Origin of the sequence: Arthrobacter sp. (assembly GCF_031179385.1) — a bacterium.
Taxonomy (GTDB): Bacteria; Actinomycetota; Actinomycetes; order Actinomycetales; family Micrococcaceae; genus Arthrobacter_D.
In genome coordinates this window covers 17,993-41,163 of the sequence record NZ_JAPSHV010000011.1, presented here as the reverse complement: position 1 = coordinate 41,163, position 23,171 = coordinate 17,993, and the positions used below count along the sequence as shown (strand labels likewise).

General features: G+C 64.9%; 20 protein-coding genes and 1 pseudogene. 9 read left to right on the top strand and 12 right to left on the bottom strand.

What is annotated here, in order from left to right; translation table 11 throughout:
* Positions 1–279, bottom strand: a pseudogene (locus tag RIF85_RS03600) (hypothetical protein); the annotation flags it as partial.
* Between the two features lie 102 nt (positions 280–381).
* Here RIF85_RS03600 and RIF85_RS03595 point away from each other — a divergent pair.
* The 4 genes from RIF85_RS03595 to RIF85_RS03580 all read left to right on the top strand — a co-directional run bounded on the left by RIF85_RS03595 (position 382) and on the right by RIF85_RS03580 (position 6,024).
* Positions 382–1,821 (top strand): lipase maturation factor family protein, encoded by a 1,440-nt coding sequence (locus RIF85_RS03595; protein ID WP_309070542.1) that lies wholly within the window; start codon positions 382–384, stop codon positions 1,819–1,821.
* 154 nt (positions 1,822–1,975) lie between these two features.
* Entirely contained in the window at positions 1,976–3,709 is a 1,734-nt protein-coding gene (locus RIF85_RS03590; RefSeq protein WP_309070541.1) for an ABC transporter ATP-binding protein, read from the top strand.
* 134 nt (positions 3,710–3,843) lie between these two features.
* Positions 3,844–5,742: an ABC transporter ATP-binding protein gene (locus RIF85_RS03585; RefSeq protein ID WP_309070544.1), complete on the top strand. Its 1,899-nt coding sequence runs from the start codon at positions 3,844–3,846 to the stop codon at positions 5,740–5,742.
* 63 nt (positions 5,743–5,805) lie between these two features.
* Positions 5,806–6,024 carry a hypothetical protein gene (locus RIF85_RS03580; RefSeq protein ID WP_309070540.1) on the top strand — a complete coding sequence of 73 codons (219 nt, stop codon included), beginning with the start codon at positions 5,806–5,808 and terminating at the stop codon, positions 6,022–6,024.
* Here the strand turns inward: RIF85_RS03580 and RIF85_RS03575 are convergent.
* Positions 6,014–7,549 carry a DUF6297 family protein gene (locus RIF85_RS03575; protein WP_309070539.1) on the bottom strand — a complete coding sequence of 512 codons (1,536 nt, stop codon included), beginning with the start codon at positions 7,547–7,549 and terminating at the stop codon, positions 6,014–6,016. The two genes, RIF85_RS03580 and RIF85_RS03575, sit on opposite strands and share 11 nt — an antisense overlap.
* Positions 7,546–8,235, bottom strand: coding sequence for an ABC transporter ATP-binding protein (locus RIF85_RS03570; protein WP_309070538.1), 690 nt, complete (start codon positions 8,233–8,235; stop codon positions 7,546–7,548). The genes RIF85_RS03575 and RIF85_RS03570 overlap by 4 nt, the downstream gene beginning before the upstream one ends.
* Positions 8,236–8,324: 89 nt before the next feature.
* On the opposite strand from RIF85_RS03570, the gene RIF85_RS03565 reads away from it, so the two are divergent.
* Both RIF85_RS03565 and RIF85_RS03560 read left to right on the top strand, forming a co-directional pair.
* Positions 8,325–9,590 (top strand): multidrug effflux MFS transporter, encoded by a 1,266-nt coding sequence (locus RIF85_RS03565; protein WP_309070537.1) that lies wholly within the window; start codon positions 8,325–8,327, stop codon positions 9,588–9,590.
* Positions 9,591–9,613: 23 nt separating this feature from the next.
* Entirely contained in the window at positions 9,614–10,009 is a 396-nt protein-coding gene (locus RIF85_RS03560; protein WP_309070536.1) for a VOC family protein, read from the top strand.
* On the opposite strand, the gene RIF85_RS03555 is transcribed toward RIF85_RS03560, so the two are convergent.
* Positions 10,006–10,224 carry a hypothetical protein gene (locus RIF85_RS03555; protein ID WP_309070535.1) on the bottom strand — a complete coding sequence of 73 codons (219 nt, stop codon included), beginning with the start codon at positions 10,222–10,224 and terminating at the stop codon, positions 10,006–10,008. The genes RIF85_RS03560 and RIF85_RS03555 overlap by 4 nt on opposite strands.
* Before the next feature lie 174 nt (positions 10,225–10,398).
* Between RIF85_RS03555 and RIF85_RS03550 the strand changes: the two genes are divergently transcribed.
* Positions 10,399–11,289: a ribonuclease Z gene (locus RIF85_RS03550; RefSeq protein WP_309070534.1), complete on the top strand. Its 891-nt coding sequence runs from the start codon at positions 10,399–10,401 to the stop codon at positions 11,287–11,289.
* 30 nt (positions 11,290–11,319) lie between these two features.
* Here the strand turns inward: RIF85_RS03550 and RIF85_RS03545 are convergent, their stop codons facing one another.
* The 6 genes from RIF85_RS03545 to RIF85_RS03520 form a co-directional block, all read right to left on the bottom strand.
* A complete protein-coding gene (locus tag RIF85_RS03545; RefSeq protein WP_309070533.1) occupies positions 11,320–11,961 on the bottom strand; it encodes a DNA alkylation repair protein in 642 nt (213 codons plus the stop codon).
* A 2-nt stretch (positions 11,962–11,963) separates the two neighbouring features.
* Positions 11,964–12,224 carry an antitoxin gene (locus RIF85_RS03540; RefSeq protein WP_309070532.1) on the bottom strand — a complete coding sequence of 87 codons (261 nt, stop codon included), beginning with the start codon at positions 12,222–12,224 and terminating at the stop codon, positions 11,964–11,966.
* Positions 12,225–12,393: 169 nt separating this feature from the next.
* Complete coding sequence (locus RIF85_RS03535; RefSeq protein ID WP_309070531.1) at positions 12,394–13,632, bottom strand: ABC transporter permease; 1,239 nt, start codon at positions 13,630–13,632, stop codon at positions 12,394–12,396.
* Positions 13,629–14,510: an ATP-binding cassette domain-containing protein gene (locus RIF85_RS03530; protein ID WP_309070530.1), complete on the bottom strand. Its 882-nt coding sequence runs from the start codon at positions 14,508–14,510 to the stop codon at positions 13,629–13,631. The genes RIF85_RS03535 and RIF85_RS03530 overlap by 4 nt, the downstream gene beginning before the upstream one ends.
* 80 nt (positions 14,511–14,590) lie before the next feature.
* Positions 14,591–15,289 (bottom strand): response regulator transcription factor, encoded by a 699-nt coding sequence (locus RIF85_RS03525; RefSeq protein WP_309070529.1) that lies wholly within the window; start codon positions 15,287–15,289, stop codon positions 14,591–14,593.
* Positions 15,290–15,345: 56 nt separating this feature from the next.
* Complete coding sequence (locus RIF85_RS03520; RefSeq protein ID WP_309070528.1) at positions 15,346–16,689, bottom strand: histidine kinase; 1,344 nt, start codon at positions 16,687–16,689, stop codon at positions 15,346–15,348.
* A 331-nt stretch (positions 16,690–17,020) separates the two neighbouring features.
* Here RIF85_RS03520 and RIF85_RS03515 point away from each other — a divergent pair, with 331 nt between their 5' ends.
* Together RIF85_RS03515 and RIF85_RS03510 are read left to right on the top strand one after the other, a co-directional pair.
* Positions 17,021–18,511, top strand: a complete 1,491-nt coding sequence (locus tag RIF85_RS03515; protein WP_309070527.1) for a glyceraldehyde-3-phosphate dehydrogenase — start codon at positions 17,021–17,023, stop codon at positions 18,509–18,511.
* Between the two features lie 108 nt (positions 18,512–18,619).
* Positions 18,620–19,411: a ZIP family metal transporter gene (locus RIF85_RS03510; protein ID WP_309070526.1), complete on the top strand. Its 792-nt coding sequence runs from the start codon at positions 18,620–18,622 to the stop codon at positions 19,409–19,411.
* Positions 19,412–19,536: 125 nt separating this feature from the next.
* Here RIF85_RS03510 and RIF85_RS03505 read toward each other — a convergent pair whose 3' ends face one another.
* Complete coding sequence (locus RIF85_RS03505; RefSeq protein WP_309070525.1) at positions 19,537–20,919, bottom strand: OFA family MFS transporter; 1,383 nt, start codon at positions 20,917–20,919, stop codon at positions 19,537–19,539.
* A 149-nt stretch (positions 20,920–21,068) separates the two neighbouring features.
* Complete coding sequence (malQ, locus tag RIF85_RS03500; protein ID WP_309070524.1) at positions 21,069–23,141, bottom strand: 4-alpha-glucanotransferase; 2,073 nt, start codon at positions 23,139–23,141, stop codon at positions 21,069–21,071.
* Positions 23,142–23,171: the final 30 nt, after the last annotated feature.

The window sequence follows — 23,171 nt, the reverse complement described above, 5'->3', positions numbered from 1 at the left end:
AAGCTGCAGCGGATTACCGAGTGAATCGGTCAGGGCCGTTATGCGTGCCTCAAGTTCCGCTTTACTGACCTGCGCCACTGCTGGATCAGAAGCCGGAGCGGAAGAAGCCGGCGCAGTGGCCGAGGCGGTGCTTTCCGCTGACGGCTCGGCGCTCACACCGGCATTCACCGGGGCGGTGGCGCTGGCCGGCCCCACCTCGGGTTCTTCGCCACCACCGCTGCAGCCGGTAAGGAGCAACGCTGCTCCGAGCACGCAGGATGAAACAAGAGTTGATCGCATGATGTGGGCCCCCAGGTTGGCAGCGGCTTTCCGCTTGAGTACCGAAATAGTAGCCGCCGGTGCCCCTTGACGCCCCCTCCTGTACGGGAGTTTCGTTGGAGCATGGAGTGGTTGAGCGGCGTGCTCGACGCCGAAGGATACGAAGTGGGGCGGCAGATACTTCAGCGCGGGGTCGCCGCCATCTACCTCATCGCCTTCATCTCGGCCATCAACCAGTTCCCGGCGCTGCTCGGCGAGAACGGGCTGCTGCCCGCGCCACGGTTCATCGAGCGGGCAGGGAAGCGTGCCGGGCCCACGCTCTTCCGCTGGCGTTACTCCGACCGGCTCCTGTTGACGGTGTGCTGGGTCGGCGTCGCGATCGCAGCTTTGCTTGTGCTCGGAATCCCGCAGGCCGGACCCCCATGGCTGCCGATGCTCGCGTTCCTCATCCTGTGGGGGCTCTACCTTTCGGTCGTCAACATCGGCCAGGTCTTCTACGGGTTCGGTTGGGAGAGCCTGTTGCTCGAGGCCGGGTTCCTCGTGGCGTTCCTCGGATCCAACGAGGTGGCCCCGCCGTTCCTGGTGCTGCTGGTCATCCGGTGGCTGGTGTTCCGGCTGGAGTTCGGCGCCGGCATGATCAAGATACGCGGCGACCGATCCTGGCGTGATCTCACCGCCCTCTACTACCACCATGAAACCCAGCCCATGCCCAACGCCGCCAGCCGCTTCTTCCACCTCCTGCCGAAGCCGCTGCACCGCATGGAGGTCGCCGGTAACCACTTCACCCAGCTGGTGGTGCCGTTCTTCCTCTTCGCGCCGCAGCCGGTCGCCGGGTGGGCGGCCGTGATCATCATCGTGACCCAGGCGTGGCTCGTGGTCTCGGGGAACTTCGCGTGGCTCAACTGGATCACGATCGTCCTCGCCTTCGGCGCGGTGCCGGATTCGTTCTACGAAGCCTTCGGCCTCGCTATCGCGCCCGCATACAGCACGACGCCGGTCTGGTTTGCAGCCGTCGTCGTGCTGATGACCGTTTTCATCGCCTGGCTGAGCTGGCCGCCGCTGCGCAACCTGTTCGCCAAGCGGCAGCTGATGAACGCCAGCTTCAACCGCTTCCATCTGGTGAACGCCTACGGAGCCTTTGGCAGCGTCACGAAGGTCCGGAACGAGGTGATCATTGAAGGAACGCGCGACGACGGCGCACCCGGCTCCCGCTGGGAAGAGTACGAGTTCAAGGGCAAGCCCGGTGACCCTGGCCGGATGCCCCGCCAGTATGCCCCGTACCACCTCCGTCTGGACTGGCTCATGTGGTTCCTGGCCTTGGGGTCCGACGGCGGTTGGTTCACTCCGCTGCTCGTGAAGCTCCTCGAAGCGGACCCGAAGATCCTGAAGCTTCTCCGCCACGACCCGTTCAACGGCGAGCGCCCCCGCTATATCCGGGCTCGCATGTTCCGGTACCGCTTCTCCACGCGCGAGGAAAAGAGGGCGACCGGTCTCTGGTGGATGCGGGAGGAAGTCGGTGTGCTCGTGAACCCTGTCTCCCTCGGAGCCAACCAGCGACGCTGAGCGCGCAGATCCTCCTTTCGGGTGATGTCCCGACGGGGGCGCAGGACTAACCTGAAGTGCGGTTCTTGTGGTTTAGCGCCTTTAGCATGGCTGCCACCCCCCTCAGCACAAGAGGCCGTCCGCCAGTCAGCCCACTATTCGAGGAACCGGCTCCATGCTGATCAAATTGGTCCGCCATTACCTGCGGCCCTATGCGCCACTAGTCCTGGCAGTGGTTGCACTGCAACTGGTGTCGACCATCGCTGCCCTCTACCTGCCCAGCCTGAACGCGCAGATCATCGACGAGGGCGTGGCCCGCGGCGACACCGGATACATCTGGGACACGGGCATGGTGATGCTCGGGGTGAGCCTCATTCAGGTTGCTGCTGCCATTGCCGCCGTCTACTTTGGGTCGAAGGCCGCTATGGCGTTGGGCCGGGACGTGCGCAAGAGCGTCTTCCACCGGGTGTCCGGTTTCTCTGCCCAGGAAGTCAGTTCCTTCGGCGCCCCGAGCCTGATTACCCGCGGTACCAATGATGTCCAACAGGTGCAGATGCTCGTGCTGATGGGTCTGAACTTCATGGTCGCTGCCCCCATCATGTGCATCGGCGGCATCTTCATGGCCCTGCGTGAGGACCTCGAGCTGTCCTGGCTGGTGTGGGTGTCAGTGCCGGCGTTGTTCGTCGTCGTCGGGTTCCTGGTCTGGCGGCTTATGCCGCTGTTCCGAACCATGCAGGTCAAGATCGACAACATCAACGGGGTGCTGCGTGAGCAAATCACCGGCATCCGCGTGGTCCGCGCCTTCGTGCGCGAGCCCTACGAAGCCAAGCGCTTCGGCAAGGCCAACCGGGAGCTCACGGATGTTTCGCTCGCGGTGGGGTCACTGTTCGTCCTCATGTTCCCGGCCATCGGCATGATCCTGCACCTCGCCACAGCGGCCGTGCTGTGGTTCGGCGGCCTGCGGGTAGACGCAGGTGAAATGGAGGTGGGCGCCCTGACCGCCTTCCTGCAGTACCTCCTGCAGATCCTGGTGGCAGTCATGATGGGGACGTTCATGGCGATGATGATCCCCCGCGCATCCGTTTGTGCCGAGCGCATCGGCGAGGTGCTGGACACCGAACCGGCGATTCACGAGTCGGACCAGCCGCTGCAGCCGGCCAGCAAGGCCGGCGTGGTCGAGTTCCGTAACGTCACCTTCGCCTACCCGGGGGCCGAGGCGCCCGTCCTGAACAACATCAGCTTCACGGCCCGCCCTGGCCAGACCACGGCAATCGTCGGGAGCACCGGCGCAGGAAAGAGCACGCTGATCAGTATGCTGCCGAGGCTCTTTGACGTCGGCGGCGGCCAGGTCCTGCTGGACGGAATCCCCGTCACCGATATGGCCCGCAGGGACATTACCGAGCGCGTGGCGCTGGTACCCCAGCGCCCCTACCTGTTCTCGGGCACCATCGCGCACAACCTGCGGTTCGGCAACCCGAACGCGCACGACGACGACCTCTGGGACGCCCTTACGGTCGCCCAGGCGGCAGATTTCGTACAGGCAAAAGAACACGGGCTCGAGGCGCGGGTGTCACAGGGAGGAACGAACGTGTCCGGCGGTCAACGCCAACGGCTCTGCATCGCGAGGGCCCTCGTGGCAAAGCCCAAGGTGTACCTCTTCGATGACTCGTTCTCGGCACTCGACGTCACCACTGATTCGCGGCTGCGTGCGGCGTTGAAGCCGAAAACCAACGACGCCACAGTCATCATCGTTGCCCAGCGCGTCACCACCATCACCGAGGCCGACCAGATCCTGGTCATGGAACACGGTGAAATCGTCGCCCGCGGTACGCACGAGGAGTTGCTCGAGATTTCTCCGACCTATCAGGAGATCGTGGAATCGCAGACTACCGCGGAGGAAGTGGCATGAGCACCGACAAAGACCTCCGTTCCGACGCAGACCGGACCATCGACCCGGTGGTCGCCCCTACTCCGGGTGCGGCGGCGGATGCTGAATCGCAGGTGCTCGACGAGGAATTCCGTCCCTCTGAAGCTGACGGCGACATGTTCGGCGGCGTCCCGGCCAAGAAGGCCAAGCACTTCTGGCCCTCCGCCAAGCGACTCTTTGGCCTGCTGGCCCCGGAGAAGGCAGCCATCGTGGTGGTACTCGCGATGGTGGTCATCGCCGTCGTACTCAATGTCATTGCGCCTCGGGTGCTGGGAAGCGCCATGGATGTCATCTTCAGCGGTGTCATCAGCAGCAACCTGCCCAGCGGCGTGAGCCAGGAGCAGGTCATCGAGGGGCTGCGTGCTGAGGGGCAGGACCAGTTCGCGGACATGCTGACCGGCATGGAAGTGACCCCGGGTGTGGGTATCGACTTCGGCTTGCTGGGGCGCCTGATCTACATCGTGCTCGGCATGTACCTTGTCGCCTCCCTGTTCATGTGGCTCCAGGGCTACCTGCTGAACAAAGTGGTCATGCGGGTGGTCTACAACCTCCGCCGCGACGTGGAGGCGAAGCTGAACCGCCTCCCCCTGAACTACTTCGACACCCGGCAGCGAGGCGACCTGCTCTCCCGAGTGACCAACGACGTCGACAACGTCCAGCAGGCCCTGCAGCAGGCGTTCGCGCAGCTCATCATGTCGGCGCTGAGCCTGATCGGCATCACCGTCATGATGTTCGTGGTCTCCTGGCAGCTTGCGCTCATCGCCCTGGTTGCGCTGCCCCTGTCGGCCCTCGGTGCCGGGATGATCGGTGTGCGCAGCCAGAAGCTTTTCGCGGAACAGTGGAAGCACACCGGGCAGCTCAACGGACATATCGAAGAGTCCTTCAGCGGCCACGACCTGGTGCGGGTGTTCGGCCGGGAGAAGGAATCGCTGGAGATCTTCGACCAGAAGAACGACGACCTCTACAAGGCGTCCTTCGGCGCACAGTTTGTCTCCGGCATGATCATGCCGGTCATGCAGTTCATCTCCTACCTGTCCTACGTCGGCATCGCGGTGGTGGGCGGATTGCGCGTGGCGTCCGGTTCAATGACCCTCGGCGAGGCCACCGCCTTCATCCAGTATTCCCGCGAGTTCAATCAACCGCTGAGCCAGATGGCGGGCATGGCCAACATGCTGCAGTCCGGCGTGGCGTCCGCGGAACGCGTCTTCGAACTGCTCGACGCCGATGAGCAAGATCCGGACACGGCGACCGAATCCCTGCCCGAGCGGACCACAGGCCATGTCGAGTTCGAGCGGGTCAGCTTCAGCTACTCCCCCGACAAGCCGCTCATCGAGGACCTGTCCTTCGAGGCAAGTCCGGGTGAGACGGTGGCGATCGTAGGCCCGACCGGTGCGGGCAAGACAACGCTGGTTAACCTCGTCATGCGCTTCTACGAGCTTAATTCAGGGCGCATCACCGTGGACGGCGTGGACATCACGCACATCAGCCGCGCCGAGCTGCGCTCCAAGGTCGGCATGGTGCTGCAGGACGCCTGGCTGTTCGGGGGCTCGATCTACGAGAACATCCGCTACGGCAACCTGGACGCCACCAAGGAACAGGTGATGGAAGCGGCGAAGGCAACTTACGTGGACCGGTTCGTGCGCGCGCTGCCTGACGGCTATGAAACCGTCATCGATGAAGAAGGGAACAACGTCAGTGCAGGCGAGAAGCAGCTGATCACGATCGCCCGTGCCTTCCTCGCCAACCCGTCACTGCTGATCCTGGATGAGGCCACCAGCTCGGTCGACACCCGGACGGAGTTGCTGGTGCAGCATGCCATGGCGGCGCTGCGGACCGACCGGACCAGCTTCGTCATTGCCCACCGCCTGTCCACCATCCGTGATGCGGACATCATCCTGGTGATGGAGGAGGGCCGGATCGTGGAGCAGGGCAACCACGCGCAGCTCCTGGAAGCGCAGGGTGCGTATTACCGCTTGTACATGAGCCAGTTCGCGGCCGCTGCGGACCCGGTCTAGGTTTCGCTTCCAAGCTTCCGGTACGGCTGTTTGAATGGAGTAACCAGCTCCAAGGGGAACGTCATGACCTATACCAAGCTTCTGCTCACGGGTGGCACATCGCTGCTCGCCGGCTTCTTCCTGTTCGTGCTGCCGGTGCGCGACCTCATCAACGGCACGGGCACCGGACTCGACTGGTTCCTCGTCGCCGTCGGAGCGTTCCTCCTGGCGGAGGGACTCACCATGTTCTTCCTCGGGGAGCGGATGCGCAGGCGCGACCTGAGCCGGGACCTCAAGCGCTAGCTTTGTCATGCGGGTTCGTCATCGCCACCACAAGAAATACGACGACGCTGATCACGCCCTGCACCAGTAGCACCGGCAGCGCCACGGCTCCGAGGTAGAGGGTGAGCAGGACCGGCATCAGGCTCAATACCGTCACGTCAACTCCGCGCATGAGCGACGCCAGTTGCGCTCGGGGAACCGGACCGAACGGAGTCTCAACCGGTGGCGCAGACCAGTCGGTCGAAGGCCTCGTGGCGCCTCGCACCGTTCCCGCGCCCATCCCGATCCCGGCGAGTCCTGTCAGCAGGATGAGCATCGGTCCCGCCGCGCCAAGGACCACCAGCACGGCACCGAGCAGGATCATCCACAACGTCATGACGACGGCGGGCATGAACGCCCGGCTGGTTCGAACCAAAGCGGCGCTCACGGGAACCAGCCCATCAAGTTCCGGCACCAGCGCCGCCCTCCGCGCCACTGCCCCGAAGCCGGAGGATGCAGCGCATCCCGCGATTCCCAGAACCGCCAGCTGCGCGAACAGCGGCAGCCCGCCGTCCACCATCATCACCGCAGCACAGGCGACCAGCCAAAGCACCGCCGTCGTCGGTAGCGGGTGCAAGCGCACGAACGCGACGATGTCGGCGCGCAGCAGCGCCGCGAACGGCCGTCGGGAGGGTCGGGCGAAGAACCGGGAGCCGCGGCGATGAGCTGCCCGGTTCTCCGCGCGTACAGCACGCAGCAACTCGTTGGTATCCATGAAGTAGAACGAGGCTCCCACGTGCCCGGACACCGCGCCCGCACGTGCCAGCTCCGAGCCGGGCACAAGACCGGCCCGCGGCGAAACCAGGGCCACCAGAAGAACGGCCAGCACCACGGCGGCGCCTGCAGTCCATATCGATGGCACGAGAGCAGCACCCACCGCACCGCCTGCCACAACGACGCCGGCCGCCACCTTCAGTCCGACCGCACCGGGACGTTCCTGAAGCAGCCCGGCGATGCCGATCACCGCTGCGACAGCCGCCCCGAACGTGGCAGCGGCATACGCGTGCGTCAGCGGGCTGCGTTCAAGCGCGGTGAGGATGCTGAACGGCGCGTACACCGCGGCTGCGCCGGCGCCCGACAGGGCGGTCCTGCGCAGGTACGGCCCCCACACCATGGGCCGGCGGTCCAGCGGCAGGGAGAGCCACCACGCGCTCTCCGGTCCCCCGAGGGCAAGCGGTCCCAGCCGTCGGGACAGCACGACGACGGCGGCGAGCGCAGTGAACGTCAACATCATCTCAAGCGCCTGGCTGGGCAGGACAAACACCGGGTCGGTGATGAGGCCGCCGTCGGACGTGGCACGTTTCGCGAACTCACCCCGCAGGGCCAGAACGAAGGAAACCGCAAGGGCGGCCGCGCAGCCCAACGCAAGCACGCTGACGTAGACGTCGACGAACAGGTCGGGCAGCGAGGTGCGGGCGCGGTTGTAACGGCGGGCGGACCACCGGGTGAAGCGGACAATTTCTTCAGCCCGGTCGACCGCCGGGTGCGGTTCGGCAAGAGCGGTCATCGGGAGCCCGCGATGATGGCCGCCCCCGCATCGGGTGCTCCGAGTGTCACCTCGTCGTCGATGACCAGGCAGGACGAGGCTGTGTCCCTGAGCAGCTGCGGGTCGTGCGTCACGAGCACCACAGCTGTGCCGTTGTCGGCCATGGTGCGGATTCGACGGCCGAGCGCTTCACGCATCACTGGGTCCAGCCGCTGTTCCGGTTCGTCGAGGATGAGCAGCGACGCGGGACGCATCAGTCCGGCGGCGAGGAGGGTGCGCCGGCGCTGTCCTGAGGAGAGTGACTCGGGTACGACGTCGGCGCGGGCGTGGAGACCAAAGAAGGTCAGCTCCTCCTCCACAGAGGCTTCCGGCTCGGGCAGCGAATGGCCACGGGCCACCAGCAACAGGTGTTCGCGCACAGTCAGGGACGGAAAGAAGAGATCCTCATCAAAGACGGCGGACACCTCCCGGCGGAAGGGAACGGCGTCCGGGTTGGCCAGTAGTCCATGCACCTTCACGTCACCCGAGATGGGCACTTGACGCCCCGCCAGTGTGCGGGCCGCCGTCGACTTGCCCGCACCGTTGAAACCAACGACGCCGAGCACCTCCCCGGCAGCGACAGACACGGTAATTTCGCCGCAGACAGGCGCTCCCGCGTACCCGACAAGAAGGCGCTCAGCCTCCAGGACAGTCCCCCGTACAGTCACTCCTCCACCCTATCCGCACCCGGTCTTGAGCCTGCCGTAACGTTTCAACAATCCACCACGGGGCCACAAATCGGCCTACAGTTAATCGGGTGACTCAACCGCCTGCGTCCCAGGCCCACCCTCCCCGTTATATTCCCGGCATCAAGTACATCCTGATGCTGGGGGCATTGGCCGCGCTCCCGGCCGTCACCACCGACATGTACCTGCCCTCGCTTCCTGCTGTAGCCGAGGACCTCAGGGCCAGCCAGGCGGCCGTGCAGTTCACCCTCTCCGGGATGCTCCTCGGCGGCGGCGTAGGCCAGCTGGTGATCGGGCCGCTCTCCGACCGGTTCGGACGAAGGCTCCCGCTCATCGTCGGCATCATGCTGCACGTGGTCATCTCGCTGCTCTGCTCGGTTGCGCCCGACATCGGCACGCTCATCGTCCTGCGCGTTCTGCAGGGGTTCTTCAACGCGGCAGCTGCCGTCGTCGCCATAGCGGTCATCCGCGACAGGTTCGTTGGCTCCGATGCCGCCCGCCTACTTTCCCGCCTCATGCTCGTGATCGGTGTGGCCCCGCTGTTCGCGCCCACCATCGGTCAGGCGGTCGCGGGCCTGTGGGAGTGGCGTGCAGTTTTCTACGCCCTGGCCCTGATCGGCGCCGTACTCGTCGTGATCGTGTGGCGGTTCATGCCCGAGACGCTTCCCGAGGAACGACGACGACCGGCCCACCTCCGGCACGTCGCGGGCGGGTACTGGCACCTGCTCAGGAACGTCCGCTTCATGTCCCTTGCCGTCATTCCCGGACTCGGCCTCGGCGTGATCATGAGCTACGTAGTGGGATCCCCCTTCGTGTTTCAGGACCAGTACGGGCTGAGCCAGGCGGAGTTCGCCCTGATTTTCGCTTTGAACGGCCTGGCGCTGGTGCTGTCAGCACAGGTGAACGCAGCGCTCGTCCGGAAGGTCGCCCCTGCCCGGCTTCTGCGCACTGCCGCCGTCGCCCAGCTGGTCTTCGCGGTCATCCTGGTTGTGGTTGCGGCCACTGGATTCGGTGGCGTGGTCGGTTTGATCGCGTGCCTGTGGCTGGTTCTTGGAACCCAGGGGATGATCCCGGCGAACGCCTCAGTTCTCGCGCTCAACTCGTACGGCCACATGGCCGGCACGGCGGCCGCCGTCATCGGCGCCCTTCAGTCCGGGGTGGCCGGAATCGTGAGCCCGGTGGTAGGCCTGCTCGGCGGCAACGCCACGTCCATGTCGGTGGTCATGCTCGGCGCTGTCTTACTTACCGTCGTCGTGCTTCTGCTGGGCACGCCTGTGTTCCGCAAGGGAGGCTGGCAAGCCCTCGAAGCCTCGGAGGAGCCGGCCGCCCGGCGTTAGCCCCGACTCTGTAGGCTGTGCCCATGACAGCACCCCAGGTTTACGTCAGCTTCCCCGGTACTGCCCGCGAAGCACTCACCTTCTATGCGGACGTTTTCGGCGGGGAGCTATCCCTGCACACCCACCAGGATTTCGGCCGCGACGAGGGCACGCCTGACGCAATCGCTCACGGAACGCTCAGCGGCATGGTTGCGCTGGCAGGATCGGATGCAGGAGCCGATGGAAAGAGTGTCCGGTTCGAGGGGCTGATGCTCTCCCTGCTCGGCACCGCAGAATCACACGTCCTCCATGAATGGTTCGACAGACTGGCAGAAGGCGGTTCGGTCGTTGACCCCCTGGGGCCCAAGCCGTGGGGCGCTTCGGACGGCCAGGTGATCGACCGTCACGGCCTTCACTGGCTCATCGGTTACGAGTCCTAGTCGCTGGGGCTGATGTCGGTGGTGAGCTCGCGCTCGTCGTCGGTCTCTTTATCCTTCTCTTCGGCGGGTCCGGCAGCTTCGTTCACTCCGAGCTTTGTGCCGCTCGCTTCATCCTCGTCCTGATCCGCCTGGACCACGTCGCGCGGAATCGGATTCCGCGGATTCTTCAGACCGTCGGCAACCTCGTCCTCAAAGTCATTGGTATCGCTGCTCACACGGTCCTCCCCAGTTCGGCCTTCCTAATGCCGAACACGTTACTCCCCACGGGAGGACTTTGGGGAGGGAACGGACAGCTTGGGACTCCGTCAACTCCTGCCTGCCGCTCGCTGGAAGGCGTGATAACAAGCGAGGTCGCCCGAAGCCGACGCAACAATGGCACACTCGAATCCATGCGCGAACTCGTGATCCTCGGCACCGCCTCACAGGTTCCCACCCGAACGCGCAACCACAACGGCTACCTGCTCCGCTGGGACGGTGAAGGCCTGCTTTTCGACCCGGGTGAAGGGACCCAGCGGCAGATGACGTATGCCGGAGTCGGGACGTCAAGCATCACGCGAATCTGCCTCACGCACCTCCACGGCGACCACAGTTTCGGCCTTCCCGGCGTGTTGTCCCGCATGGTGCTCGACGGCGTCGACCATCCCGTACACCTCCACTACCCCGCGTCCGGCGAAGAGGCCGTCCGTGCGCTGGTGTCGCTCGCCACTCCGGGCCTCGACCTTCGGCTCAGCCCGCATGGGTCACCGGGTACCATCGCCGACGGGCTCGAGGTGCAACCGCTGCGGCACCGGATCGAGGCGTACGGCTACCGACTCAACGAGCCGGCGTCCCGCAGTCTGATCCCGGAACGTCTCGCTGCGGCTGGAATCACGGGGCCCGACGTCGGCCGCCTGCAGCGGGAAGGACATCTCCGTGGCGCCGCGCTCGAGGACGTGAGCGTTCCCCGCCCCGGACAGAGCTTCGCCTTCGTCATGGACACGGCCGAGTGCGAGGGCGCAGACGCACTGGCGGACGGCGCGGACCTCCTGGTTGCGGAATCCACTTTCAGTAACGACGACGCCGGCCTCGCCTCCCAGTACCTCCACCTCACCGCCGGTCAAGCGGGCGCGCTCGCCGGGAACGGGCACGCCGGCATTCTGGTGCTGACCCACTTCTCGTCCCGCTATCCAGATGTGAGCGTCCTGCAGGAGCAGGCGGCCGCAGCCGCCGTCGGCACGCAGGTTGTCGCCGCGAATGACCTGGACCGGATCGCCTTCCCGAAACGCCGACGGCTGGAGTAGCACGGCTCTTGTCGGGCGACTCTTCGGGCGCTAGCTCTGGGGCAGCTCAACCAGGAGCTCGGGCCGCCTCTTCCCCAGTTCTGCGTGAAGCACTTCGAACGCGCCGCGGACCGGCCCGCCGTCGTCGTTCTTCTCCAGCACCAGATGCGCACGTCGGAGGAAGGCATCACCGTCTCCCTCGCCTGAGCGCAGTTCGCGCAGCGGAGCAAGCAGGGCTGCACGCCGGAGCCAGGGGTCGGCGCTTGCGGCCCAGCGGTCCAGCACCTCCTCGGCGTGGGAGCGCTCCGGCCCGGTCAGGCGCGCAGCCAACGGCCCGACGACGTCGACCGCCACTGGATCCACCAGCGACTCCCTCCGGCTATCCCGCACGTAACGCTCCAGGCGGGCGAGGTCCGAGTGCCGGAGCAGGGGAACGGAGGACTGCAGCAGAACCACGGCGGCGAGACGCCGCTCGAACACCGGCTCGAACCACAGCTCGGCACTGAGGAAAAGCACGTCCTGCCGGTCCATCCCTCGGAACTTGCGGCCGGCGTCCCGTACGGTGCCGCGCACGGCGCCGACCGAGGAACCGTAGTAGCGAAGGCCGTCGTCGAGCGCGTTCAGTGCATCCGCCCGTTCCCACGACGCCTCGCGCTGTAGCGCGGCGTCGATGAAGTCCGCTGCCTCGCTCAAGCTCAGCGGCGGGGGGACCCGGGATTGTTCGGGTTTGCGTCGGGGCCTTCACCCGGTCCACGCAGATGCTTCTGCGCCTGGCCGCGGGCGTTCTGGATCTTGTCCTGGTGCTTGCCCTTGGTTGCCTTGTCCGCAACGTCAGCCACGCGGTCCACTACTTTGCTGCCCATCTGTTTGGCCTGGGGGCTGTTGAGCGCTTCGCGGACCTTGGGGTTGCGGGCGAGTTCCTTCGCGATCTTGCCGAGCGAGCCGAATCCGGCCATGACTGAGTACCTTCCGTGGGAGATGGTGTCTTGCCAGTACCAACGTAGTGCTCGTGGGAATCGTCCCCACCTCTACCGCCACGGCGCGCACAGAAATGGCCCTTGGATGCACGTCCGTCGGATCGAACCGGCGTTTTCTGAACCCAAGGGCCAATTCTGCGGGATTGCCCTACTGCTCCAGCTTCATCGCCTTGCGCAGGGTCAGCGCTCCACCGCCTTGCATCACGGCACGGCGGTAGATCTTCTCGCCGAGATGGAGCAACGCAACCGCAGCAGCGAGCGCGAGCACCAGTGACAGGATCGGTTCCCAGAGCGCGACCTCGGAGTTCAGCATGCGGATCGGCATCGCAACGGATGACACCACCGGCACATAGGACGCAATGACGAGCAGCTGGCCCGAGGCGAACAACCCGGCACCCAGTGCAGCGAAGATCAGGGCCATGACCGGTGTCGAACTGCTCGTCAGATCCTCCGCACGGCTGGCCAGCGACCCGAGCACCGCCCACATGGCGGCCAGGATCAGGAAACCGAACAGGAAGAACACCATGAACCACCCGGACGCGGGGATGATGCTGCCGATGATGTCCGCGGTGTCCGTGAGGTTCAACGCGAGCAGCGCCGCTCCGCCGTACAGCGCCAGCTGGATCATCGCCAGGATCGTGTTGCCCAGCACCTTGCCGTACAACAGCTGCCGCACAGGGATCGCAGTGGCCAGGATCTCCACCACGCGGTTCTGCTTCTCTTCCACCACCGAATTGGCAATAGCCATTCCGAAGATGATGGACGCCATGTAGAACAGGAAGCTGAACGCGAAGCCGGCCACGTCCGCAACGGCCTGGTTTTCCGCGTTGCCCTCCAGGAGCGACTCCTCCAGCGTCGACCCCCTGAGCAGCTGCTCGGAAGTGGTCCCCGCAGCTGCTGCATTCGACTCGAGGGCGTAGGCCTCCAGGGCGGCACCCAGGCCGCTGCTCAGACCTCGGGGTACCTCGTTCTTGCCGGTCAGGGTCCACGTACCGTCGCCCCCGCGGATGAGGGCTGCGTCGGCTCCCTCGGTCCGGACCTGCTCAAGCGCTGCATCATCGGACACTGTGGCTATCGTCTCGAAGGCCGTGTTGCCGTCGTCGTCCTGGCCTACTTCATGTGCGAGGGCGACCACAGACTCCCCGGCGTTCGAGCTCACCGCGACGGTGTACTCCTCGCCCCGGGTGGACATGTAGGCGTTGAAAACGACGCCCGCGACAATCAGCACCAGGGTCACGAGTGTCGAGATCGCGAAGCCGCGATCCTTTGCCTTCACCATGACCTCGCGCAGCGTTACGATCAGCCAGGCCGGCTGCGGGTTGTGCCCCGAAGGGGACGACGACGCCGGCCCTCGCTGCTGTTGCCTGTATGCGGTTTCGGTGCTCATTGGGATACCCCCCGGTAGATTTCGCTGAGACTGGGTCGGATTCTGCTGAACTCGTGCACACTGCCCCGCGTCATGGCAGCGGCGAGGAGGCGTTGGGCGTCGTCGTCGTTGTCCAATTCCACGACGGCGTCCCGTCCTGCCACGTCTATGACGCGCACACCGGTTTCCTCACGTACCCAGCCGGCGTCGGGTGAGACCGTCAGCCGGTGACGCCGGGGCGCTGTCGCGCGGAGTTCGTCGCCTGTCCCCGAGGCGACGAGCCGGCCCTTCTGCAGGACCACCAGGTTGTCGCACAGCCGGTCCACGAGGTCGAGCTGGTGGCTTGAGAAGAGGACAGGAACCCCCTGCGCGGTGTGTTCGCGTAGCAGTTCCACCATCGAATCGACGGCCACCGGGTCCAGGCCTGAGAAGGGCTCATCGAGAATGAGTACGGACGGGCGGTGAAGGAGCGACGCCGCAATCTGCACCCGCTGCTGGTTACCGAGCGAGAGCGACTCCAGCTTGTCCTTGCCCCGGTCGCCGAGCTGGAACCGTTCAAGCAGCTCCTGCGCCCGCGACCGCGCATCCGACTGGCTCATCCGGTGCAGCTGCCCGAGGTAGACGAGCTGATCGAGAATGGGCTGCTTCGGGTAGAGGCCCCGCTCCTCGGGCATGTACCCGAAGGTGGCGCGGTCATTCGCGGTGACCGGACGTCCATCAACCAGCACCTCCCCGGCCTGCGCGGTGAGTACACCCATGATCATGCGCATGGTGGTCGTCTTGCCGGCACCGTTTGCGCCGACGAACCCGGTCATCTTGCCCGAAGGGACAGTGAAGCTCACATCGTCGACGGCGGTGTTCTCGCCGAAACGGCGGGTCAGGTTCTGCACCTGCAACATGGGTTTCCTCCCGTTTGGTCTTCCTGGGATCAACACTAGGGAGGCGGGCCAGTTCGGGGATGCGCCGAAAGACGGAACTTTCATTCACCCGGACGGATGAGCCCGCTTTCGTAGGCAAACACGACTGCCTGTACCCGGTCGCGCACCTGGATTTTGCCCAGCAGGGAGGACACGTGGGACTTGACCGTAGCCTCGGCGAGGAACAGCTTCCCGGCAAGCTCGGCGTTGCTGAGCCCTGACGCCATGCACACCAGGACTTCCTTTTCACGCTGCGTCAGCGAGGCGAGCAGCCGCTGTTTGTGCTGCTGCTCCGGTGTGGGGTGCTTGTGCGCCGGGGCGGTGCCGGCACCATCGAACTGGCTGGTGAACCGTTCGATCACCCGGACAGTAACCTCCGGTGCCAGCAGCGCGTAGCCGCCGGCCACCGCGTGGACCGCTGCAATCAGATCTTCCGGTTCGGCGTTCTTCAGGAGGAAGCCGCTCGCACCGCCGCGGATCGCGTCGAACAGGTAGTCGTCGCGCTCGAAGGTGGTCAGGATGATGACCTTGCCGCGGCCGGCTGCGGTGATTTGCTCCGTGGCCCTGATGCCGTCCAGCACCGGCATTTGCACGTCCATGAGGATGACGTCGACATCGTGCGAGGTGGCGAAGTCGACCGCCTCCTGCCCGTTGGTGACCTGTCCCACCACCTCGATGTCGTCCTCGACGGACAACATGGTGGCGAAACCGGCACGGACCAGCCCCTGGTCGTCAGCTAGCAGTACTCGAATCTTGTCCATGACGTCTTTCGGTGTGAAGTTTTGGGAATGGTGAGGACGTTCGGGATGACCTGTGCTTAGGACATCAGGAAGCGGGCGCGGACCCGCCAGCCTCCGTCCGCCCGGGGACCGATTTCAGCGGCACCGCGATGCAGCGCTACCCGTTCCCGGATGCCCTGCAGCCCGAACCCTGACCCGGGTTCTGCTCGCGGGCGCGGCCTTCCGTTGTCCACCGTCTCGAGTTCCACCCAACGCTGTTCCGCGGTCTGCCCGGTCCGCAGGGTCATGACGGCTGCCGAGGCGGTGGAATGGCGGCGGACGTTGGTGAGGGATTCCTGCGCCGTCCGGTACAGGGAAAGCGCCAGCGGCGCCGACACGTCGTCGAGGGCTCCCGAAACGTCTTCAATCCGGGAAAAGGTGACATCCAGGCCGAACTCACGCTGCAACTCAGCCAGGGCACTGATGTCGGGGAGCCCGGGCTCCGGATGGCGGCCGCCGTCGTCGGCTTCTTCAACCGAGGTGTCCGACCGCAGCACGCCCAGCAGGTTCCGCATATCGGTCACGGCCTGACGGCTGGCCTGTTCGATGGTGCGCAGCGATTCAGCCGCGACGTCCGGTTTCCGGTCCATCACACGGCGGGCGGCGCCGGCCTGGACTCCGATCACGGACACGTGGTGGGCCACGACGTCGTGAAGCTCACGCGCAATCCGGAGCCGTTCCTCGATGACGGCCCGCCGGGCAAGCTCGGCGGACTGTTGCGCGATCTGCTCGGCCTGCTGAGCCAGCTGAGTGCGCTGCAGGGCGTTGCGCCAGGAGGACAGTCCGGCCAGGATGGCGCCGCCGAAGTACGCGAAATTCACCATGAAGTTGTAGACCGCCGCGGAGGTCAGCGGGTCAAGGATTCCCCGCCAGGTTTCGTCCCCCTCGGAGACCCGCTCCAGCATGCCGTCGAATGTGTTCGAAACCGTGAGGGACAGGATCAGCCACAGCGTCATGGCGACCACCACAACGGTGGTGCCGAGCCACAGCACGCGCCTGTCCTTGGCCCACGCCACCGCCGAGTACAGCGAGGCAAAATAGGCAACCTGATACGAGAGCTGGATGGAGAGGGCTGGAATCCAGAGGCTGAGGATGATGAAGAGCGCGGACATCACCAGCATGACCGCGACGGGGAAGCGGCGCCGGAGCACGAGCGGGAAGATCATCAGGGCGAGAACGCAATGCTGCAGCCAGATGGGGCTGCGTTCCTCGGCCATGGCCCCGACGCCCCTGCTCAACTCCAGCGCGACGGCGCTGATCAGGAAGAAAACGACAACGCCGATCAGGTCCCTGCGCAGCTGCTCCTGGGTGGGGCTGGGCCGCTCCCAGCGGCTTTCCTCGGAGCCCGTTGGAGGCACGAGCCGCCTCAATATATTCAGCATGTCGACGTCCAGCACCCTCCGAAGTGTTCCTGCGCCAGTGTAGTCAGCGGCCGGTCCTGTTCTGCTCCCCCGCATGACCTAGTTCCTTCGGATGAGATGTCCGTAGAGGCGTTCCGGCCTTTTCGGGGCTTATGCCGTTGGTCACAGATGGGCCTGAGGAGTTATCTGCGGCAGGTAGCGGCGGATATCCTTGCAGCATCACCGTGCCGCACCGCCCGACGTCGATGTCGACCGGATCTGCACGGCAACAGACCAACAAAATCAGCCGCCCTTTCTTTCTCGGAGGAGCGGCAACGCCGGACAATCCGGTGAGAGAGAGGACCTGATCATCGTGGATCACAACCCTTCAGTCACCCGCGACACCTGGATGAGCCGGGAGGCACTCGCCGAGGGGATGATTCCCGTCATCGGCCGCCTCTACCGTGAGAACAACGTGGTCACCAGCATCCACGGGCGCAGCCTCATCAACAAGTCCACCATGGGCATCCTGAAGGCGCACCGTTTCGCCCGCCGCATGAGCAAGGAAGAGCTGCTCCTCGAAGAGACCGCGCCTCTGCTGCGCACCCTCGCGGACCTGGACCTTGGTGCCGCATCCATCGACGTCGCCCGCCTCAGCCAGAAGTACAGGTTGATTCAGGAGGAGGCCGGCAGTCCTACCCTGGAAGAGTTCCTCCGTGAGGAACTGGCCGACGTCGTGGGCAAGCGCGGCGCCGACGAGCGGACGAGCACCGACGTCGTTCTCTATGGTTTTGGGCGCATCGGCCGCCTGGTTGCTCGGCTGTTGATTGAGAAGGCCGGCGGCGGGCACGGGCTGTGCCTGCGTGCGATCGTGGTGCGCAAGGGTGCCGAGAACGATCTCATGAAGCGCGGCAGCCTGCTGCGCCGTGATTCGGTGCATGGCTCCTTCGAGGGCAGCATCCAGGTGGATGAGGCAACCAACACCATCACCGCCAACGGCGTGCGCATCCAGGTCATCTACTCCAATGATCCGTCCACCATCGACTACACGCAGTACGGCATCAAGGACGCGCTGGTCGTGGACAACACCGGGCGCTGGCGTGACGAGGAGGGGCTCAGCCAGCACCTCCAGAGCAAGGGCGTTGCGAAGGTTCTGCTGACTGCGCCGGGCAAGGGCGCGCTCAAGAACATCGTCCACGGCATCAACCACACGGACATCACCGCTGACGACCGGATCGTAACCGCGGCGTCCTGCACCACCAACGCCATCACGCCGGTGCTCAAAGCGATCAACGATGAGTTCGGTGTCGTGCACGGGCACGTCGAAACCGTCCACTCCTTCACCAATGACCAGAACCTGATCGACAACTTTCACAAGGGCGACCGCCGCGGGCGCTCCGCAGCCCTCAACATGGTCATCACCGAGACGGGTGCCGCAAAGGCTGTTGCGAAGGCGCTGCCGGAACTGCAGGGCAAGCTCACCGGCAGCTCAATCCGCGTACCTACCCCGGACGTGTCGATCGCTATCCTGAATCTCTCGCTGGAGGACGCGTCCACGAAGGACGATGTCAACGACTACCTCCGCGAGATGTCGCTACACTCTGACCTCCGCAAGCAGCTGGACTACATCGACTCCCCCGACGTCGTATCAACCGACTTCGTTGGTTCACGCCGCTCCGGCACCGTTGACGGCCTCGCCACCATCTGCAACGACAAGAACCTGGTCCTCTACGTCTGGTATGACAACGAGTTCGGTTACAGCTGCCAGGTTGTGCGCGTCATGGAGGAAATGGCAGGCGTGCACGCGCCGTCGTTCCCGGCGAAGGAAGCCATCCCGACGGCGGAGCTCACCGCAAGCGTCTGATCCGACTGCTCCACTCGGCATAATCGTCGATCGGTTGGAGGATCGTCGTTCATACCCGATGATCCTGCAACCAATCGACGAATCCCGCGCAAGGCTTATACTTCCGGCATGGGTACCTCCCTGCTTTTCGGTCTGGTGGCTTCGACGCCGCTGATCATCGGTTCGCTGATCGGTATCCGGTTCGAGCTGCCGAAGCGGATCCTGGCGATCCTGCTGGCTTTCGCCGCAGGGTCGCTCATTACCGCGCTCGCCTTCGAACTCTTCCTGGATGCCTATGAGCATGGCGGGCTCGTTCTCGCTGCTGTGGGCCTCTTTGCGGGCGCGGTTGTCTTCACCGTCCTGAGCGCACTGCTCGACAAGTGGGCTCAGCCGGGCGACCAGGATATTCCGGCGGACGAGTACGAGGGCAGCCCCAAGCTCGACACGGACGCCGCTGCCCAGGAGAAGAAGCCTTCCAGCACCTCTGCGCGCGGCGCTGCCGGTCTGGCCCTCCTTGCAGCTGTCACGCTCGACGGCGTGCCGGAGAACGTGGCGCTCGGTGTCGCTCTCGGTGAAGGCAGCGGCGGACTCGCGCTCCTCGCAGCTATTTTCGTCTCGAACCTACCCGAGTCGCTGGTGGGCTCGGCCTCCATGCGGAGCCAGGGGATGCCGAAGGGCCGCATTCTCGGACTCTGGACGGCGTGTGCGGTCCTGCTTGTGATCGCCGTCATTATCGGTGCCGGACCGCTCTCCGGCGCCGACCCGGAGACGATCTCGCTTCCACTCGCTTTCGCCGCCGGAGCCGTCATCGCGTCGCTTGCTGACACCCTCATGCCGGAGGCCTATGAACACGGCGGACCCGCAGTGGCACTTGCCACTGCCGCAGGGTTTGTCCTCGCGTTCGTGCTCTCGCTGATGTAGAACGGGCTGGCGACTATCCCGTGAAAAGCGCGGCCACCCGCGTGAGGGTCTGGAAGATTCCATAGGCGAGCGGCACTGCCACCAGCGCCCAGACAACAGTCAGACGAGCCTTGGTCATTTCCATCTCATGCCTCCATCGCAGGTTCGGTGGTCTTCTTTGGTTCGTGGAAGCGGGAATCCACAGGCCTAATCAGCAGGTTTGCGGTGAAACCGACAATCAGCAGGCCAACCATGGTCAACAGGGCGGGCTGGTAATCCGCAGCAACCAACTGTCCGGGCGTTCCGCGTGCGTCGAGGAACCCGTTGACGATCAGGGGTCCGGCGATGCCGGCTGCGGACCAGGCCGTCAGCAGTCGGCCGTGAATGGCGCCCACCTGGAATGTGCCGAACAGGTCGCGAAGGTACGCGGGGACGGTGGCAAAACCGCCGCCGTAGAAGGAGATGATCACGAACGCGAGCAGCACGTAGAGGATCGTGGTTGAAGCGCCTGCGAGGGCCAGCACCGTGTAGAGGACGGCACCGACGCCGAGGTAGACCATGTAGATGCGCTTGCGTCCGATGTGGTCCGAGGTGCTTGACCAGACGAAGCGTCCAACCATGTTTCCGATGGACAGCAGGCCAACGAAGCCCCCGGCCACCGCCACCGAAACAGCGCTGAGTCCGTCGGGCTGGCGGAAGAAGTCCTGGATCATCGGTGCAGCCTGCTCAAGAATGCCGATACCCGCCGTCACGTTGCAGAAGAGCACAACCCAAACGAGCCAGAACTGCTTGGTGCGGATGGAGTTCTTGGCCGAGACGTTGTCAGTGGTGACAAGTGGCTTCGATTTCAGCGTGCTCGGGTCGAAGCCGTCGGGACGCCAGTCGGCGGCGGGGACCTTGATAGTGAAAGCACCGAACACCATGTAGATCAGATAGATCACTGCGAGGGTCACGAAGAGCATCCCCACCGCGTCGCCGCTGGCAACCCATCCTTCGCTGCCCGAGTTCGGGTCATACATTTTGAGCAGCTGGGTGGACAGCGGGCTGGCAATCAGCGCGCCACCGCCGAACCCCATGATCGCCATTCCGGTGGCCAGTCCCGGACGGTCCGGGAACCACTTGATCAGCGTGGACACGGGCGAGATGTAGCCGATACCGAGACCGATTCCGCCGATGACGCCGTAGCCGAGATACACCAGCCACAGTTGGTTGGTGAAAATGCCAAGCGCACCCACCAGGAAACCGCTCACCCAGAACATTGCCGAGGTGAACATGGCCTTGCGCGGTCCGTTCGTGTCCACCCAGGTGCCCATGACGGCGGCGGACAGGCCGAGCATCACTATGGCGATGGAGAAGATCAGACCGATCTGGGTCAGGCTTGCGTCGAAGTGTTCCACGAGCGCCGTCTTGTAGACGCTGGTGGCGTATGCCTGGCCGATGCACAGGTGCACGGCAAGTGCCGCCGGCGGAATCAGCCAGCGGTTGTATCCGGGTGGGGCGATGGTGTGTTCCCTGTCAAGCCAGCTCATGGACGAAATGCCCCTTCTCTATATGTTGGACGTCATCGTCCGCTCGGCCCCCACCACAGAACATTGTGCAGTAGGTCACACATTGCCCGGGGCAAGTATCGCCGTCGAGCGGTGAACGGTCATCGTGATGCGATGAACGGTATGCGTTGTTAGTCCCCGATTGCCCGGACCAGCGCGTCGAACCGGGCCAGCTTCGGCAGGTCTTCAACCAGCACGACGCCGTCCGGTCCCGCCAGCGGGACCTGCCAGTTGGGATACTGCTCTGCGGTGGTTCCCGGCTGGTTCTGGGTGCGCTCCTCGCCGACGGCGTCCGTCAGCGCCACGCCGAGCAGTACGGAAGGCGTCCGGGCGATGAAGGAGTGCATCGCTTCCACCGTCTCCTGAACCGTGGCAGGCGCAGTCCCCGTAGTGGATCGCACAAGGGAGAGTACCTGTTCCTGCGTTTCCCGGTCTGCAGCTTTCTCCTCCTGCACCGGCCGGCTCAACAGTCCGAGCTGTTCGCGCAGCTCAACGTGGCGGTGGGCCAGGTACCCGGCAGTCGGCGGCAGGTCGTGCGTGGTGACCGTGGTGAGGCACGCCGTCCGGTACTGCTCCGCAGGGCGGGGCTCATCGTCGTCGTACTCAAACCACAGGATCGACGTGCCGAGCACGCCACGCTCAGCCAGGTACTCCTGGACGCCCGGCTCGAACACGCCAAGGTCCTCACCGACGACGACGGCGCCGGCCCGTTCTGCCTCCAGCGCAAGGATTCCGATGAGCGCCTTATGGTCGTAGTAAACGTAGGCGCCGTCCCCGGGCATGGACCCTTGCGGAATCCACCACAACCGGAAGAGACCGAGGATATGGTCGATCCGGATTCCGCCCGCGTGCCGGAGGATGGTGCGCAGCATGTCCCGGTAGGGCGCGTACCCGGATTCAGCAAGCCGTTCCGGGTGCCACGGGGGTTGTGCCCAGTCCTGGCCCTGCTGGTTGAACATGTCAGGCGGGGCACCGACGCTGATACCGGAGGCCAGCACGTCGCGCAGCGTCCAGGCATCGGCGCCGGCGGGGTGAACGCCCACCGCCAGGTCGTGCATGATTCCAAGGTTCATTCCGGCGTTGATTGCCGCCCGCTGGGCTTCCTCCAACTGCTGGTCGCAGAGCCACTGGAGCCAGGCGTGAAACTCGATGCGGTCGGCAAGGTTGGAACGCTGGGCCTCGAGGAACTCCGGGTCATCCCATTGAGGCGCCCCTTCGGGCAGGATTTCGGCGAGGGCCGACCACAGGGCGAAATTCTCGAGCCCCGGCCCGGCCTCCTTCCGGAATTGCCGAAATGCGTCCTCCCGCTCAGGCGTGCGCCGTACGGCGAAAAGGCGTTCCAGCGCCTCCAGCTTGGCGGCGTAACTGGGATCCCGCTCTATGACTTCCGCATTCTGGTTTGCATCCTTGAAACGGGATGCCAGCTCGCGGACCGTGTCCGAGTCGGTGTCAGTAAGCTTCTTGAATTCGGGAATGTTCTCCACACGCAGGTAGATGGGGTTGAAGAAACGGCGCGTGCTCGGCAGGTAAGGGGACGCCTCCACCGGCGGTTTGGGCTGCGCCGCGTGCAGCGGGTTGATCAGCACGAATCCGGCACCCTTGTCAGCGGAGATCTCGGCCAGCCGAGCAAGATCGTCGAGGTCACCGATCCCCCACGACGACCGGGACCGCACGGAGTACAGCTGCGCCATGAGCCCCCACGTTCGGCTGAGGCGATCGGCGGTGCTGAGCTTGCGTGGCGTCACGACGACGGTGCAGCTGCTGTCGGTCGACCCATCGTTCGCAAGGAGCGTATGCCACCCCAGTGGCAGGTCGAGCGGGATCTTCACCTCGAAGCGGCTGATGGTCTTGTCGGCCACCTCCTTCTCCTGCGCCGCTTCCGGGGTCAACGGCAAGTGGTTGCCGTCCTCAAGCTCCAATCGGAGGGAGGGTGCGGCACCCGGCTCGACATTAACGGCCACCGTGGTGGGGTCGCCCTGGCGAATCACGACGGCGGCGGGCAGCGTACTGAGCCACGGCGCCGCTTCGGCGGCACGGAGGGAGGAGGCGACGTCGTCGTCATCCGCGCAGGGAACGCCCAAAGCGGTGAGGACCGCGATGAGGGTGGCGTCGCTCACCGTTTGCGGAGTTCCGTCCCATCCCTTGAATGTGGTTCCGATGTGGTGCTTCTCTGCCAGTTGCGCCAGGGGTGTGAGCTCAGCCATCTTCCTAATCTATTGGCTTGGCGGCCTTCG

What these genes read in the sequence shown, in the direction of transcription:
- RIF85_RS03595 (WP_309070542.1), top strand. Translation starts at nt 382, where the DNA reads ATGGAGTGGTTGAGCGGCGTGCTCGACGCCGAAGGATACGAAGTGGGG.
- RIF85_RS03590 (WP_309070541.1), top strand. Translation starts at nt 1,976, where the DNA reads ATGCTGATCAAATTGGTCCGCCATTACCTGCGGCCCTATGCGCCACTA.
- RIF85_RS03585 (WP_309070544.1), top strand. Translation starts at nt 3,844, where the DNA reads ATGTTCGGCGGCGTCCCGGCCAAGAAGGCCAAGCACTTCTGGCCCTCC.
- RIF85_RS03580 (WP_309070540.1), top strand. Translation starts at nt 5,806, where the DNA reads ATGACCTATACCAAGCTTCTGCTCACGGGTGGCACATCGCTGCTCGCC.
- RIF85_RS03575 (WP_309070539.1), bottom strand. Translation starts at nt 7,549, where the DNA reads ATGACCGCTCTTGCCGAACCGCACCCGGCGGTCGACCGGGCTGAAGAA.
- RIF85_RS03560 (WP_309070536.1), top strand. Translation starts at nt 9,614, where the DNA reads ATGACAGCACCCCAGGTTTACGTCAGCTTCCCCGGTACTGCCCGCGAA.
- RIF85_RS03550 (WP_309070534.1), top strand. Translation starts at nt 10,399, where the DNA reads ATGCGCGAACTCGTGATCCTCGGCACCGCCTCACAGGTTCCCACCCGA.
- RIF85_RS03540 (WP_309070532.1), bottom strand. Translation starts at nt 12,224, where the DNA reads ATGGCCGGATTCGGCTCGCTCGGCAAGATCGCGAAGGAACTCGCCCGC.
- RIF85_RS03535 (WP_309070531.1), bottom strand. Translation starts at nt 13,632, where the DNA reads ATGAGCACCGAAACCGCATACAGGCAACAGCAGCGAGGGCCGGCGTCG.
- RIF85_RS03530 (WP_309070530.1), bottom strand. Translation starts at nt 14,510, where the DNA reads ATGTTGCAGGTGCAGAACCTGACCCGCCGTTTCGGCGAGAACACCGCC.
- RIF85_RS03525 (WP_309070529.1), bottom strand. Translation starts at nt 15,289, where the DNA reads ATGGACAAGATTCGAGTACTGCTAGCTGACGACCAGGGGCTGGTCCGT.
- RIF85_RS03520 (WP_309070528.1), bottom strand. Translation starts at nt 16,689, where the DNA reads ATGCTGAATATATTGAGGCGGCTCGTGCCTCCAACGGGCTCCGAGGAA.
- RIF85_RS03510 (WP_309070526.1), top strand. Translation starts at nt 18,620, where the DNA reads ATGGGTACCTCCCTGCTTTTCGGTCTGGTGGCTTCGACGCCGCTGATC.
- RIF85_RS03505 (WP_309070525.1), bottom strand. Translation starts at nt 20,919, where the DNA reads ATGAGCTGGCTTGACAGGGAACACACCATCGCCCCACCCGGATACAAC.
- malQ (WP_309070524.1), bottom strand. Translation starts at nt 23,141, where the DNA reads ATGGCTGAGCTCACACCCCTGGCGCAACTGGCAGAGAAGCACCACATC.